Annotated in this window: 17 protein-coding genes; 3 read left to right on the top strand and 14 right to left on the bottom strand. The window is 37.6% G+C overall.

The window, feature by feature from the left end:
• Nucleotides 1–95 precede the first annotated feature (95 nt).
• Nucleotides 96–1,247 carry an MFS transporter gene (locus tag JNUCC52_RS15820; protein WP_173479403.1) on the top strand — a complete coding sequence of 384 codons (1,152 nt, stop codon included), beginning with the start codon at nt 96–98 and terminating at the stop codon, nt 1,245–1,247.
• A 124-nt stretch (nt 1,248–1,371) separates the two neighbouring features.
• On the opposite strand, the gene JNUCC52_RS15815 is transcribed toward JNUCC52_RS15820, so the two are convergent.
• The 13 genes from JNUCC52_RS15815 to JNUCC52_RS15755 all read right to left on the bottom strand — a co-directional run bounded on the left by JNUCC52_RS15815 (nt 1,372) and on the right by JNUCC52_RS15755 (nt 13,811).
• A complete protein-coding gene (locus JNUCC52_RS15815) occupies nt 1,372–1,683 on the bottom strand; it encodes a YbyB family protein (RefSeq protein WP_173479402.1) in 312 nt (103 codons plus the stop codon).
• Between the two features lie 72 nt (nt 1,684–1,755).
• Nucleotides 1,756–2,205 (bottom strand): GNAT family N-acetyltransferase, encoded by a 450-nt coding sequence (locus JNUCC52_RS15810; protein WP_337980312.1) that lies wholly within the window; start codon nt 2,203–2,205, stop codon nt 1,756–1,758.
• Nucleotides 2,206–2,530: 325 nt separating this feature from the next.
• Nucleotides 2,531–2,812, bottom strand: a complete 282-nt coding sequence (locus JNUCC52_RS15805; RefSeq protein WP_337980311.1) for a GNAT family N-acetyltransferase — start codon at nt 2,810–2,812, stop codon at nt 2,531–2,533.
• Nucleotides 2,813–2,992: 180 nt separating this feature from the next.
• Entirely contained in the window at nt 2,993–3,907 is a 915-nt protein-coding gene (locus tag JNUCC52_RS15800; RefSeq protein WP_173479399.1) for a DUF1002 domain-containing protein, read from the bottom strand.
• 128 nt (nt 3,908–4,035) lie between these two features.
• Nucleotides 4,036–4,893: a CvfB family protein gene (locus JNUCC52_RS15795; protein WP_337980310.1), complete on the bottom strand. Its 858-nt coding sequence runs from the start codon at nt 4,891–4,893 to the stop codon at nt 4,036–4,038.
• 166 nt (nt 4,894–5,059) lie between these two features.
• Nucleotides 5,060–5,479, bottom strand: coding sequence for a transcriptional regulator MntR (mntR, locus tag JNUCC52_RS15790; RefSeq protein WP_173479397.1), 420 nt, complete (start codon nt 5,477–5,479; stop codon nt 5,060–5,062).
• A gap of 140 nt (nt 5,480–5,619) precedes the next feature.
• Nucleotides 5,620–5,898: a late competence development ComFB family protein gene (locus JNUCC52_RS15785; RefSeq protein ID WP_173479396.1), complete on the bottom strand. Its 279-nt coding sequence runs from the start codon at nt 5,896–5,898 to the stop codon at nt 5,620–5,622.
• 170 nt (nt 5,899–6,068) lie between these two features.
• A complete protein-coding gene (locus JNUCC52_RS15780; RefSeq protein ID WP_173479395.1) occupies nt 6,069–8,192 on the bottom strand; it encodes a heavy metal translocating P-type ATPase in 2,124 nt (707 codons plus the stop codon).
• A complete protein-coding gene (locus tag JNUCC52_RS15775; RefSeq protein ID WP_337980309.1) occupies nt 8,173–8,544 on the bottom strand; it encodes an ArsR/SmtB family transcription factor in 372 nt (123 codons plus the stop codon). Before JNUCC52_RS15775 ends, JNUCC52_RS15780 begins: the two co-directional genes overlap by 20 nt.
• Nucleotides 8,545–8,908: 364 nt before the next feature.
• Entirely contained in the window at nt 8,909–11,272 is a 2,364-nt protein-coding gene (locus tag JNUCC52_RS15770) for a penicillin acylase family protein (protein ID WP_337980308.1), read from the bottom strand.
• A gap of 226 nt (nt 11,273–11,498) precedes the next feature.
• A complete protein-coding gene (locus tag JNUCC52_RS15765) occupies nt 11,499–12,254 on the bottom strand; it encodes an exodeoxyribonuclease III (protein WP_337980307.1) in 756 nt (251 codons plus the stop codon).
• 55 nt (nt 12,255–12,309) lie between these two features.
• Nucleotides 12,310–13,224 carry a UDP-N-acetylmuramate dehydrogenase gene (murB, locus tag JNUCC52_RS15760; RefSeq protein ID WP_337980306.1) on the bottom strand — a complete coding sequence of 305 codons (915 nt, stop codon included), beginning with the start codon at nt 13,222–13,224 and terminating at the stop codon, nt 12,310–12,312.
• Between the two features lie 281 nt (nt 13,225–13,505).
• Entirely contained in the window at nt 13,506–13,811 is a 306-nt protein-coding gene (locus JNUCC52_RS15755) for a winged helix-turn-helix transcriptional regulator (RefSeq protein ID WP_173479393.1), read from the bottom strand.
• Nucleotides 13,812–13,954: 143 nt separating this feature from the next.
• On the opposite strand from JNUCC52_RS15755, the gene JNUCC52_RS15750 reads away from it, so the two are divergent.
• Both JNUCC52_RS15750 and JNUCC52_RS15745 read left to right on the top strand, forming a co-directional pair.
• Complete coding sequence (locus JNUCC52_RS15750) at nt 13,955–14,818, top strand: VOC family protein (RefSeq protein WP_337980305.1); 864 nt, start codon at nt 13,955–13,957, stop codon at nt 14,816–14,818.
• A 252-nt stretch (nt 14,819–15,070) separates the two neighbouring features.
• Entirely contained in the window at nt 15,071–15,169 is a 99-nt protein-coding gene (locus tag JNUCC52_RS15745; RefSeq protein ID WP_337980304.1) for a DUF5839 family protein, read from the top strand.
• A gap of 162 nt (nt 15,170–15,331) precedes the next feature.
• Here JNUCC52_RS15745 and JNUCC52_RS15740 read toward each other — a convergent pair whose 3' ends face one another.
• Nucleotides 15,332–15,508: a hypothetical protein gene (locus JNUCC52_RS15740; protein WP_337980303.1), complete on the bottom strand. Its 177-nt coding sequence runs from the start codon at nt 15,506–15,508 to the stop codon at nt 15,332–15,334.
• Between the last annotated feature and the right edge of the window lie 8 nt (nt 15,509–15,516).

Here is a 15,516-nt window from a genome sequence, read left to right as displayed (position 1 = left end):
TTCGAATGTCTAATAAGTTCAACTTATTAGGCATTCTTTTTTTGTCGAAAATGGTATAATAAACCCACTATGTCGTAATTTGTAGTGGAGGAGTTATGAAAAAATTTATCTATTTGATTATATTCTTTTCATTTTTTGACCTATTTACTCAGCTGCCTGTAATGAGTACATATGCAGAATCTTTAGGTGCTTCTGCCTTTTTAACTGGACTTGCTGTTGGTATGTATTCTCTTTCCAATACGTTCGGGAATATTATTTCTGGCTTTTTAACCGATCGTAAAGGACCTTTTATCATTTTAATTATTGGCCTTCTAACAACAGGGCTTTCGCTAACATTATATAATTTAGTCGAAGCACCACTTGCCCTTTTAATAGTCCGCTTTATTCATGGACTAGTTGCTGGTTTTATCGTTCCTGCTGCTTTCACATTTTTAGCTAATGCTACTGAGCAAGAGAAACGCGGCAAAGGCAGTGCTATTTCTGGAGCATTTGTAGGTATTGCAGCCATAATCGGGCCAGCTTTTAGTGGTATCTTAGCAAGCCGTACTAGTGTGCCTTTTGTCTTTAATATTACGGCAAGTTGTATGCTATTGTTAGGAATCCTTTCTTTCTTTTTACTAAATTCGAATAAAGTTAAAAAAGAAAAGTCTTCTTCTAGTACCTATATCCCTATTAGTGTATTTTTTAATAATGCAGGAACATTAAAGGCTTTCTCAGGCGCATTCTTTTTAATGTTTTCTCAAGGAGTCATTGCCTATTTATTACCTTTAAAAGTTCAATCTTTAGGTTTTGATTCACGCTTAAGCGGTACATTAATGAGTGCTTTTGGTATTGTTGCTGTACTAGTATTTATTTTACCGAGTAACCGCATTTTCGATAAAGTTGCCCCAGTTAAAACATTATCGCTTGGCATTGCTTTAATGGGCTTAAGTCAAATATTGATCAGTCAGGCTGATTCGAGTATGTTACTTTACATAGCAATGGCTTGTTACGGCATTGGTTTCGGTTTGTTGTTCCCGTCTGTAAATTCATTATTAATTGATTCTACGACTGTTGAAATCCGTGGGAAAGCATACGGATATTTTTATGCCTTTTTCTCATTAGGAGTGGTACTAGGCTCCTCATTACTCGGATGGTTATCACTCGGTGTAGTCAGCGGATTTATTTTCACAGGAATTGTGTTAATCACTTTCGCTGGTGTTACCCTTATTCCAAATAAACAAGGACTTTTCCATAAGCCGCTCTAAGAAAAAACCACTTCGCTTGCGGCTAATACAGTATTATCCGTTAATTTTCAGAATTATTCGAGTGCCTGACACCAATACAAAACTCAAAAAACCTTCTCATAGCTAAATGAGAAGGTTTGTTTTTTTATTTTTCTTTTTCTTGGATTTCTTCATTGTAGAAATGAACGCCTGTATGTCCTCCGCCTTCGGAAACCATTTCGTTTGACGCTAACTTTGTTGGCGCTGTCCCTGCTTCCGTTGCTACTTCAGAAGTGACACGTTCCGCAATTCGATCATCCATATTAACATTTGATGTATTCAGAAAAGATTCAAGTTTGGACTTTGCATTGTTGAACATTTCACATGCTTTATCACGATTCTCTTTTTTACTTAAATAAGATGCTGCAAATCCTGCTAATCCAGCAAGCACAACACCTGTTCCTTTACGCTTTGCCATAATAAATCCCTCCTAAAAATATAGAAACTAGCCTTGTACTATAGCTTTTCCCTATTCTGTGAGGACTAAACATTATTTTTTTCCTTGATAGAGCATATCTAAATGTGGCAAGCTGTCGTAAATATAAGGCTCTGAGACTTGTTCAAAGCCAAAGGAACCATAAAATTTTTTTAAATATTCCTGTGCCTGTATAAATACCGCCGAACCTGGCCATCGCTGTTCGATTATATCTAATGCGAATTGAATCATTTCTTTCCCTAGTCCTGTCCCACGCATTTCCTGGCTCGTAATAACTCGCCCAATCGAGGCCATTTCAAATTTTTCACCAGGGGGCAATATACGCGAATATGCGCATAATTTTCCATTTTCAACATATGATATATGTATAGAGTTTTGATCATGGTTATCTAAATCCTCATAGCATGTTTGTTGCTCAACAATAAAAACATTTACTCGTAGCTGAATAATTTTATACAGTTCTTCTGTCGTTAATTCATCGTACGTCTGAATTTTCCAAGACATTCGCAATCACTCTCCTACTCGTTATTATCACATAATTCTAATCTTTTTCGTAATTCTTTATTATTTTGTACTTATATATGATTAACACTGACAATATGAGGGAAATAATACAATAATACAATCGATAGGAGGATGTTTTTATGAAAGATTTAGATTTAGTATATGATTGGGTAGATATGGCTTCATTAGTTGGAGGCGCAGGCTTCTTAACAGTACTTATTTACAGTGTCCTATTCTTTTAATATGTGTAATGAAAAATTTCTTTATTCAACCTAAAAAGCAATCCGCATTGTAGCTAAGAGCTAAATCGCAGATTGCTTTATTTTTATTGTTTTACATCGTTATAAGCATCCGATTTTTCAAATGCTGCGACTACATATGAACAAACAGCTACCATTTTATAATTATTTTCACGAGCATAATCTGCTGCACGATCCAATAATTTTTTAGCTACCCCTTGACCACGAAGCTTGTCTGAAACGTAGGTGTGATCCATGACCATTACTTGACCTTCCTGTTTCCACGTAATTTCCGCTAACTGTTCCCCATCCTGCTTATAAACAAAAGCTAGTTTGTTTTCCGTTTCATTTTGTAATTGGAATTCCATTTCTCACCACTCCTTTTTTTCATAGTACCATAGCTATTTGCATTTTTACAAAAATAGTAGATACGTTTTTATTGTCATCCATCCTACCGTTTATACTAAAAAAGACTGCAGATAAGCCAAGGACATATGACTTTATCTACAGTCTGAAGCACTCTACCTAATGGCAAAGCACGCTTTCATTTAATTAAACCATGTTGAAATTGTATCTTTTAAATTTGCAAAGAAATTTTTCACACTCGTCCAGAAACCTTCGTCTTCCATCAATGCTCCAAACTTCTCTTGCAATGTATTACTAATATCATTTAGTTGTTCTGACCATTTACTAAAATCAATATCTAGTTTACTAATTTTGTCCATTAAGTCCACTAATAGCTGACGATCTTTTTCACTCAAATTCACTTCTAGTTTTTCTAACTGCTCTTGTACAATTTTTTCAACATCTTCACGTGTTTCAGGCTTTACTTCAGCAATTTGTTTTTTAATTTCTGTAAGTAATTCCGCAACCTTTGCATCATCAACGCCAGCAGAATCTGCTAGTTTAGTTGCTACGGACAGTTCTTCATTGGCAACGTCTGTACGGTCTATATCTAACGTTTCGCCTGTTGTTACCTCATAGGCTTTATATATACCTACAAGCGCAGAGTGACCTGTTACAGGCTTTGGAGCTGCCACTTGAACTGTTGCATCCTCAATACCCGCTGTCAACATTGCATTTGCATACATTTCAGAAGTTACTTGTGTAATATTTGATGGTGTGACAATTTCGATAACTAAGCCTTTTCCAGCATCCTTACGCGTAATTTTCGCAGAAGAATACATACGTGAGCTTGCATTACTATCTTTAATGTATTTAGCTAAGTCATTCCCTGATACTGTTATTTCCTCAACTTCAGGATCTTCATTTACTTTTAACGATTTTTTTACAGATTCTTTTTCGGTCTCAGATAGGTTTGCGCCATATACGACAATTGGTACACCTAATTTTTCATCAATTGCTTTCGGCGGCGTATTGTCTGCTGCAAATCCTGTTGACGGTGCCAGCACACCAAACACTAGCATCGTAGCTACTAGTATTTTCCCCCATGTTTTTTTCAAATTGTGTGACCCCTTTCGCTAGAAATCATATAGCCTGTATAATGTATGTCACTATACAATTATTAGTACGAAAAAATGACGAGAAGGTTTCAGGCATGGCTCTCGTCATTTTCTATATTTTAAAGAAATTAAATTTCTTCTGTCCAGCCATCTTGCTGCTTCACTTTACCAGCCTTCATAAGTGTTCCAAGCGCTCGTTTAAATGCCGCTTTACTCATATTAAACATTTCTTTAATTTCATCTGGAGAAGACTTATCACTAAATGGCATTTTCCCGCCAACATCTTGTAAATAGCTTAATATTTGCTGTGCGTCTCCTGTGATGCGCTCGTGTTTTCGAGGTAAAAGAGACCCGTTCATTGAGCCATCATCTTTTATATCAATAATTCGCACTTCTACATCTTGTCCAAGACGTGGTTCCGCATAACGTTCTGATTCATGCACGAAAATACGATATGGTTGTTCTACCCCTAGTAAAAATGTGCCTACAGGTAATACACGATACGGACGAGCTGTAATATTTTTATTGTGCATATCTTCAAATGCACCTTCGTATAGCTCTGAAATCTTTTCCTCCGTTACTAAACGACCGAATAAATCTCCATTTCGATCTGTTCGTAATGTCATAAATAAATGATCACCAGGTTCTGGCCACACTTCTTTAACAGCAGGTAGGTCCTCTGCTTGTACAAGCACTTCACGAGAAGTACCAATATCTACAAAAGCACCTTCGCGCTCTACAACACGAAGAACGCGTGCCCAGCCGTATTCACCCTGTGCAAATGCAGGAATAGCAGTAGTAGCTGCTAAATCACCACGTCGATCCGCAAATAAAAACACTTCAAGACGATCCCCTACAGCTAGCGGTTCTGTGACCTCAGAAGCATTTAATGGTAGTTCAACTACCCCATTTGTTAAGATCCATTTCGATGCTTGTTGCTCTAACACTGTTAAAGTAACAACTTCACCTGATTTTAATTCGTTCATCAATGTCTTCCTTTCCTTCATACCATCAATTTCGCAAAATATATAATTCCGTACTTAATGCATATACTTCAAAGCAACGAGCACAAGGACACAAATATAGGTTATACAAGCAGCTCCTCTAACATGGAGATTATAGCGTGTTATAGCGTGAACATAATCTCTTATCTTATAGATTGTGCTGTTTTCTTGATGCTTCTAGCTTTTTTGCGATGTCTGGATTTTCTTCCATTACTTGCACAAGTTCCGCAATACGATCAATTGAATTCCAACTCAAATGATGCTCTATTCCTTCTACATCATTGTAAATACGCTCTTCATCTACACCAATGATTCGCAAAAATTGTTCTAGCAGTTCATGTCGTTGCACAAGACGTTTTCCAAGTTGTTCTCCTCTTGGCGTCAATGTAAGACCACGATATTTTTCATAAACTAAATAACCATCTTTATCTAATTTTTGAACCATCTTAGTAACAGAAGAAGGAAGAACAGATAATGCTTCAGCAATGTCAGACACACGAGCATAACCTTTATTAGCGATCAATAAATATATTTGTTCGATATGGTCCTCCATACTAGGTGTTGGCATATCTTATTCCCTCTCTTTCCTATTCTTACTCTCTAGTTTACTACAAGCTTGCCTTAAAAGTTAACTGAAAATACATAACCAAGTTAAACACTTCTTTGAAACATAAAAAAAGCCTACTTCACTATAGAAGTGGGCTCTTTTTAATGACGAGGATACTTATTTACCACATGTAATGCATGAATAATTTCTCTGTTAATCAACTCGATATTTTCAGGAGTATTCAACGCTTTAAATGCTTCATCTCGCGTTTCCATAGATGTAACATACTTACTTGCCAAAGCATTTAATGCAAGTGCCACTGTATCAAATTCGCAGTTTTGACATTTACAAAATGTTTGATATTCTGGTCCTCGAAGTAGAAAACTTACTAAACCACGCACTATTTCCTCTGTAACATTTACTAAAATAGGTTCTGACATATAAAACTTTCGCCTCATTTATAATGTATTGTTACATTTTTCCTCTATTAATAATAACGTGAATTTTATCACTTTTCAAGAATCGCTAGTAGCATCTATATAACAATAATAAATAAACATTGTAACGATTATTTACCTACAGAGAAAATTTACGCACTTCTTTTTACCTATTATTTTCTCGTTTTTATAAGCCTTAAAGAATTAAATACAACGAGTAATGTTGCACCCATATCTGCAAAAATGGCAATCCATAATGTTAGCCAACCTGGAATAACAAGTAATAGGGCAATTAATTTTAAAGCTAGTGCAAATATAATGTTTTCTTTAATAATTCGTAGTGTTTTTCTGCTAAGAGCTATCGTATACGGTAATTTCGTTAAATCGTCACCCATTAGCGCAATATCAGCCGTCTCTAATGCAGCATCTGTACCTGCGCCACCCATCGCAATCCCTACATTAGCTGAAGCCAATGCTGGCGCATCATTCACACCGTCTCCAACCATTGCGACAGCTCCGTATTTCGTGCGTAATTCTTTAATAGCAGATAGTTTTTCAGCAGGCAGTAACCCTGCTCTTACATCGCTCATACTTAATGTAGAGGCAATCGCTTCAGCAGTAGATTTGGCATCTCCTGTTAACATCACCGTATGCTTTACCTTTAAAGCACTTAATTTTTCTAGTACTTTCTTACTTTCTGCACGTAATTGATCAGCAATAGCTATTAATCCTATAAACTGACTATCACTAACAGCTGCTACTACAGTCTTACCCTGTTTTTGAAGTTGATTAACCTGCTCCTTAACCGTTGCGTCAACTGTCGCTAACGTTAAAATCCAATTCATGCTTCCTACGTAAACCTTCTGACCATCTACCGTTGCATAAGCACCCTTACCAGTTACGGATTGAAAGTCTGTAGGAACAAGCTCTGTCAGCTTTTTCTCATGTAATGCCTTCAATATAGCTTTTGCTAATGGATGCTGAGATTGCTTTTCAACTGCTGCAACAAGCTGTAATACATCATCTTCTAGCATTTCCTTATGTGTAATAATATCTGTTACAACAGGCGTTCCTTTTGTTAATGTTCCTGTTTTATCAAATGCAACCGCATCTATATGACCTAATTGCTCTAAGTGAATACCACCTTTTATAAGAACGCCTTGTCTTGCAGCATTTCCGATAGCGGTTACGATTGCCACTGGAGTCGAAACAACTAGCGCACACGGGCAACCAACAACAAGAACTGCTAACCCTTGATAAATCCAGTGTTGCCAATCTCCTACAAATAATGGTGGAACAATGGCTACAAGAAGCGCTACAAGCATTATTGCAGGTGTATAGTATTTAGCAAAGCGATCTACAAATTGTTGTGATGGAGCCTTTTCTGCCTGTGCCTCCTCCACTAAATGAATAATCTTCGCAATCGTTGTATCCTCTACACGTTTCGTTACACGTACCTCTAATGCGCCTTCTTCATTCAACGTTCCCGCAAACACCTCGTCACCAACTGATTTATTGACAGGAATTGATTCACCTGTAATGGCTGCCTGATTGACTGCAGATAACCCCGCGATGACAATGCCATCCATTGCAATTTTTTGACCAGGCTTCACCATTAAAATATCGCCAATTTCAATCTCTTCTGTTGCTAACTCCATCTCGTGGAAATGTTCACCGTGTGCTCGTTTAATAGTGGCAGTCGGTGGAGCAATATCCATCAACTGACGAATCGACTGACGCGCCTTATCCATTGAGTACGCTTCCAGCGCTTCACTTACTGCGAATAAAAAGACAACAACGGCCGCTTCTTCCCACTCGCCGATTATGGCAGCGCCAATTATGGCAATGGTCATAAGCGTTTTCATATCAAATTCTAGTCGTGCAAGGTTGCGGAAGCCAGTTTTGAAAATTTTCACGCCCCCGACAATAATTGCAATGATAAACATCGCAATGGTCGACAAGTCTTCTTCTCCACGAACAGAAGATAATAGATAGCCAACGACAACGAATAGCAGTGAAACACTAGCTAAGATATTCTCCGTTTTCTTATAAAAAGGAATTGTTCCTTCACTTGATTTTGTCGCAGATTGTGAAACTTTAATGCCATCAAATGCACCTGCTTCTTCGATTTGATCGACACTAACTGCTCCTACAATCGTTATTTTAGAAGCGCCGAAGTTTACTTGCGCATCTTGAACATCAGGAATAGCTTTTACATTTTTTTCAAATTTAGCTGCACAGCTAGCACAGGATAAGTTTTGTAGACGATACTCTTGCTTACTCGGTATCACTGCCATTGGCAATCCCTTCCTTCGCATGTTCATAGGCAATCGTTACAATTTGGTATACATGCTCGTCGGCTAAAGCGTAATACATTTGCTTCCCCTTACGATGCGATTTCGCTAAACTATGTTCTTTTAAATAACGTAAATGATGGGATGCTGTTGCTACAGATGAACCGATAATTGTCGCAACATCACAAACACATAATTCATCTTCTACGGTTAAGGCATACGCTATTTTGAGTCTTGTTTCATCAGATAATGCCTTTAAAAATTTGGCTACGCCTGATAAGTCTGGCATTTGCTGCTGTACTTTTGTGACCGCTTGTTCATTAACATGCGTCACTTCGCATATTTCTTTCGTCAATTCCTCACCTCATTCAAATATTCGTTTGATTGTTTTTAATATAGCATAATATTCCATCATATTCAAACAGACATTTGAATGTATATGATTACTATCACGAATGTATAATAAATTGTTTGTGAATTGTTTGGGTGCCTGGCACTTAAACAATTCACTCCGCTTACCGCAGGCACGACGTAAGCCGCAACCGTCGCTAACGCGCGGATTGTTGCGTCTTACGCTACGTGCGTTCCCGCAGGAGTCTACGTAGTTTTTTACTTAGGAAGTTATATAAATTGTTTGAGTGCCTGACACCTTTTAAACAGACACTGTCCGCTCAACAAAAAATCAGCGCATAAAAAACATGCGCTGATTCTCTTCTCTATTATTTCGATTTTAATAATACCGTTTTACCCTTAATATCTTCCTTTTGGACAAATGTTTCATGATACGTACCGTTTGCCCAGTCCATTACTTGATCTTGATACCAATCCGATTTCACATGACCGCTTTGGCCAGGACCAACAATATGGAAGGCTGAGCTTAAATCACCCACATCAGCAACAAAACGCCATGATGCTCCGTGATTAACGTTACCTGCTAAATCATTATCGGCTGCTTGCACCGTCACCTTCGAGCCACCAATCGGAACCTTCTTGGCGTTAAAGTATGCGGCAAGTATTGGTGAAGCACTGCCTAAAGTGTGATCAAACGTTAGTTGATGGAAATCACCCCATTGCCATTTCGATACATTTTTCCCGAACTGATTTTCAATTTGCGCAACAGTACGCTCTAACGCCTCAAATACTGTGGCATCTACTCCCCCTTGCTCTTCCATCCAGATGCTTCTCTCACCTGCATATGTTTTACGTAGAAGCTGATCCGTAATATTAAATTTACCGTACATCATTTTATACATATCTTCTGGCATTTGCTCTTTAAATAACACTTCTTGCAATTGTAGCATTAACGTATGGAACACTAACGGGGCTCCTAAATCTTTAGCGTCCACCATGTTCCAATCCTCTAACATTGCTATGACTTCAGCATACTTCCCATCCTTATCCATCGTTTTTATAGATGTTAATAAATCAGGTAAAAATTCACGAGCATATAAATTGTGCTGATCCATCTGTAAATTCATCATATCTTCTACTGTTATTGAATCATTCGCTTCTAACACTTCCTTAATCCGTTCATAGCGATAAGGCTGTGCCCAAAAATCCGTAATATGATAAGGATATTCATCGCCTATCACCTCATTATTCGCTGTTGCAATAAAGCCTTGTTCTGGATTAACAACAGTCGGTAACTCATCCCAAGGAATAAAACCTTGCCAGCCATAATCACTTGAGTCACCAGGCACTGGTAATTGCCCATCCCCTTGCTTTCGCAACGGAATTTGGCCGTTTGCTTTATAAGCTATCGTGCCATCCTTAGATGCAAAAACAAAGTTTTGTGCAGGTGCTTTAAAATCTTCTAAAGCTTTCTCAAACTCATTCCAAGATTTCGACTTATTAAAGCCAAGCACTGCTCGCAATTCTGCAGTTGGTTGAAGTGCTGTCCACTGCATTGAAAATTGGGCTGAAGGCTCCGTTTCCTTAAACACTAAATCTGTCATAATGGGACCGTGGCGTGTAACGATTACTTCAAAGTCTACCGTTTCTCCATCTTTAACCTTTATCGGCTCGTCACGCACCTCTGCCTGCTCCCACTCACCGTCATAACGGAATTGTGTTGGATTATCTGGGTTTGGAATTTCAATATATAAATCCTGTACGTCAGGACCAACATTCGTTACCCCCCATGCGATTTCTTCGTTATGACCTAAAATAATGCCTGGAATCCCTGCAAATATTACACCGCTTACATTTTGTTCGGGTGATTGTAAATGCATTTGATACCAAATAGATGGTGTACTCAATCCTAAATGAGGGTCATCAGCTAAAATTGGCTTTCCTGACTTTGTTTTATCGCCAGATACTACCCAGTTATTACTGCCATTAAATTCATTTGGCAATAACTCCGCATTAAACTGCCCTACTACAGACACTGGATTTTCTTTATTTGCCTCAATAATTGATGATGCATTCTCAGGATACGTAATAAATAATTCCTTAGCTTTTTCTTCATCAAAATTTTGCAAAGCCCAATGGCGGAAGGCAAGTGTATTCCAATTTCCACCTAAATCATAAGCCATATATTTTCCGATTGTTAAAGAATCTACTACAGTCCATTCTTCTGGCTCGTAACCTAGTAACGCAAATTCATAGCTTAACGTATTCGTACTTTTCGCCTCTTCCATAAAGGCGTTTACTCCCTCGGCAAACCATTCAAGTACTTGCTTGCTAGCTGGATCATACGCCGCTAATGATTTTTCAGCTGCATTACGTAGACTAAATGTACGAAAATGCTTATCTGTCTCAATCGTCGCTTCCCCAATTATTTCTGACAGGCGACCACTAGCCTGCCTACGCGCTAAATCCATTTGAAACAATCGATCCTGTGCCTGTACATAGCCTTGAGCGCGATATAAATCCGCATCTGTCTCAGCAAATATATGAGGAACCCCTTTATCATCCCTTGTCACGGTCACATCTTCATCGAGCATGCTAACAGCGAGCTCTCCATCAATAATCGGTTTTGATTTATTCATAAACCATGTAAAGACAATAACAGATGTTATTGCGACTACCGCCAACACGCCAGCGATTGCCAATAACCACTTTTTCCACTTAAACTTTCTCACCTTACAACCCCCTCTATAAGCAATATATTCTTTATTCAGCTTCTCAAATCCTTTTTCGCAAACTAGAATAACCTCAAATTTTATCGTTTTTTGCTGTATTACGCTTGTTTTTTCTATATTCAATCACAACCTATTATCCAATTGAACAGTAAAAAACCGTATTTCCTAATGGAGAATACGGTTCCAAACAAAAGTACCTAAACAAAAGTGACAGGCACTCAAACAATTATACATTTAGCTGAAGTTCTATTGGGCAATGGTCACTACCCATTATATGCGGATGAATGGTAGCTACATCAATTTGTTCCTTTACACGCTCAGACACAATAAAATAGTCAATGCGCCATCCAATGTTGCGTTCACGAACTTTGTTCATATAAGACCACCACGTATAATGATCGGTCACATCTGGATGCTTGTAGCGGAAAGAATCTACAAAGCCACCTGCTAATAAATCTGTCATTTTAGCTCGCTCTTCATATGTAAAACCCGAATTGCCAATATTTGATTTTGCATTTTTTAAATCAATATCTTCATGTGCGACATTCAAATCCCCACAATAAATGACTGGTTTTTTTGCATCGAGTTCTTTTAAATACAATGCTAATCGATCTTCCCAATTTAATCGATAAGGCAATCTAGCTAAATCCCGTTGCGCATTTGGCGTATAAACATTTACTACATAAAAGTTGTCGTATTCTAATGTAATAATTCTTCCTTCATCCTGCGACTCGTCCTCACCAACACCGTAATGTACAGATAGAGGGGTGTGCTTTGTAAAAATCGCTGTACCTGAATAGCCTTTCTTCTGAGCGTAATTCCAATATTGCTCATAACCATCTAACATAAGCTCAACCTGCCCTGCTTGGCACTTTGTTTCCTGAATACAGAAGAAATCTGCATCTACACTGTTAAAAAAATCTAAAAAACCTTTTCCCAAACAAGCTCGTATTCCATTTACATTCCATGAAATCAATTTCATTCTTTCCCACTCCTCAAAAAAACGCCCTTCGCCAAAGCGAAGAGCGGCATTGTATTTATAGGTCGTCACCGACAATTTTCACTTCTGTTTCTAAATCAATATCATACTTTTCTTTTACAACTCGTTGTACCATTTTGATCGTTGCAATATAGTCTGTAGCCGTAGCATTTCCTTTATTAACAATAAAGCCAGCATGTTTTGTAGAAACCTCTGCTCCACCGACCCCTTTTCCTTGTAGGCCGCTATCCTGAATAAGCTTACCTGCAAAGTGTCCTGGCGGGCGTTTAAAAACGCTGCCTGCTGAAGGATACTCGAGTGGTTGCTTTGATTCACGCTGAAACGTTAAATCAGCAATTTTCGCATCAATTTCTTCCTTTACACCTTGCACTAACTGAAACTCAGAAGACAGTACATAGTAACCTTTTTTGGCAATACTACTTTGACGGTAACCTAATTCTAGCTCTTCTTTTGATAAAATTAATATTTCTCCTTCTTTTGTTAATACTTTCGAAGAAATAATAATATCTTTTATTTCGCCACCATAAGCACCTGCATTCATCGCCATCGCTCCACCAATAGAGCCAGGGATGCCACACGCAAATTCAAAACCTGTTAGAGAGGCAGCAGCTGCAAGCTTTGATACATCTTTAATGAGTGCACCACTTTGTGCATAAACATGATCGCCATCAATATGAATTTCATCTAAATGTGAGAATGTCACAACAATCCCACGCATGCCTCCATCTCGGACAACCATGTTCGAGCCATTTCCTAACATTAATAATGGAATATTATTTTTATGTGCATAGCGAATAACGGCAATTGCTTCTTCCTCTGTTTCAGGGAGAACAAAAACATCCGCTTTACCACCTAATTTTGTCATTGTATATTTCTGTAATAATTCATCTAACTTAATATTGGCTGGATTTATGTCTTGTGCTAAATCCGCAGCCCATTGTTCTTTTGTCATGAGAGCTAATTCCTTTCTAACGTCCTTCTTACTCTACACTAGTATGGATTTAGAACCTCGATTTGACAAGTAAAATGAAGGGTATTTTTCGCGCTTTAACGGGCAGTTTGTTGTCCTTTTCAGTTATACTCGGTATTTTTCAGTACATCCAGGACTTTATAACTGCCCGATTTGTTCAACTAATCATCTAAGTAAAATGGTATCACTTGATGAATTTTAAACTATCTCGCGCATTCACACTGACATTTATAGCTGAATTATCACATTAATAGTTTCTCATACTATAGCCAGTTCGTTGCCCATGATTCAATATTACGAATAGCGCCTTCTAATGCTCGACCTTTATCCGTTAATGAATATTCTACACGTACAGGAACTTCAGAAAATACTTTACGCTCAACAAGCCCCTCTTTTTCGAGTTCCTTTAAACGTTCAGATAATAAACGGCCACTTACAGGCAATGCTGATTCAATTTCATTGAAGCGCTGCGATCCGTCTAATAATTGATATAAAATTAGCCCAGTCCAGCGTTTTCCGATTAAATCCATTGCCTTAGCTAAACGAGGACATAAAGTTGTCTCATTCATATTTTTCACCTCTTATGTATTCTATTGTAACGATTTATGTAGTAAAAGTAAATTTAAAGTAACTTATTTACTTGACGTAACGAGTTTACTATTTTATATTTAATTACAAAAAGTAACTTATATATTTGGAGGATTTATTAGCAATGACATTTAAAATTGATGCAAATTTAAAGCTTGAGCATTTACATTTACTTGTACAGTCACTAGAAACAATGTCGAGCTTTTATAAAAAGCTTGGACTTCAAGTACTCCATGAAACGACAACACAAGTGACATTTTCAATTCCAGGCAATACAAAGCCTATTTTAGTTTTATCAACAGAGGAAGGGGTAGCGATTCGTCCACCTCGTACGACTGGTTTATTCCACTTTGCTATTTTAGTTCCTTCTAGGGAAGATTTAGCATATGTGATTGGCAATTTATTAAATACAGGCATATCTATTACTGGGGCTGGAGATCATATTTACTCGGAAGCCTTTTACTTAAACGATCCTGAAGGTAACGGCATAGAAATCTATCATGATCGCCCTCGTTCTGAATGGATTGGCGATGGTCATGGTGGGCTTGTCACTGGGACAGAGGCAGTGGATATAGAAGGCGTGATGGCATTATATGATCGTCAGCGTCCTTGGGCAGGATTCCCTAAAGGAACGGTACTCGGCCACATCCATTTAAATGTGAGCATTCTAAATGAAGCAACAACTTACTTCTATATAGATGCACTCGGTTTTGATATTATGACTAACTTCCATGATAGCGCACTTTTCATTTCTGCTGGTGGTTATCATCATCATATCGCCGTCAACATCTGGCAAGGGGCCGGTGCACCAGTGCCACCAACACAAACAACGGGTTTACTTAGCTATACATTATCACTTTCTTCACAGGAAGAATTACAAAAGTTGCTGTCTAATTTAAAAGACAAGGAAATTCCATATACATTTGACAATGAACAGATAGTAGTTATAGATAACAATGAAGATGCAATGATTTTCTATGTTCGTTAATTATTTCAAATTATAATAAAATGAAATATTTTCATTAAAAGTCATATCTTTATTAGGAAAATTGACGTCCCGTTGCGACTTATTATAGAAGTACGTTAGGGAAATCAATAAAAGTTGATGATTGGAAAGAACTTTCGAGATTTCATATCAGAGGCATCGAAATTATATCCAAAGAAATATACGTTGCATATCCCTAAACATTTACGTGAATTTAACATTTAACCTGGTGATATTGTTGTTGTTAGAAAAGTGATGTCACCCTGTTTAGTAGCAGAAGTTTTTCGGGAAGAATTAGAAGATACAGGAAAACGATATAAAAGAATTATAGGGGTTTTGGAAAAGCGCCAGTAACCAGTAAAAAATTAAGTAAATAAAAAAAATGAGAATAGCAAAAGCTGTTCTCTTTTTGTTTTGATAGGGGGTCATTTCTTATGTAAACAAAGTCGAAAAAATCGACTTTGTTTACAGTCTGGGATCGGACATATTTTTTTCCTGGTTTTTCTTATACAAATATTATTTTCGAAACATGATAGCAACAGCTAATGAAGAGAAACCTACTACAATAGCTATTGGAATCGAACGAGCTGTTAATTCAGCCGCTAAATAATTTGATTGAAGAACAATTATAAAACTAATCGATGAAATTATTAGTATAGTAAGCAAAAACCATTTAACGATCTGTTGAATCACTTTAAGAA

The sequence above is a fragment of the Lysinibacillus sp. JNUCC-52 genome, from assembly GCF_015999545.1.
Taxonomy (GTDB): domain Bacteria; phylum Bacillota; class Bacilli; order Bacillales_A; family Planococcaceae; genus Lysinibacillus.
This window is presented reverse-complemented; position numbering and strand designations above follow the sequence as displayed.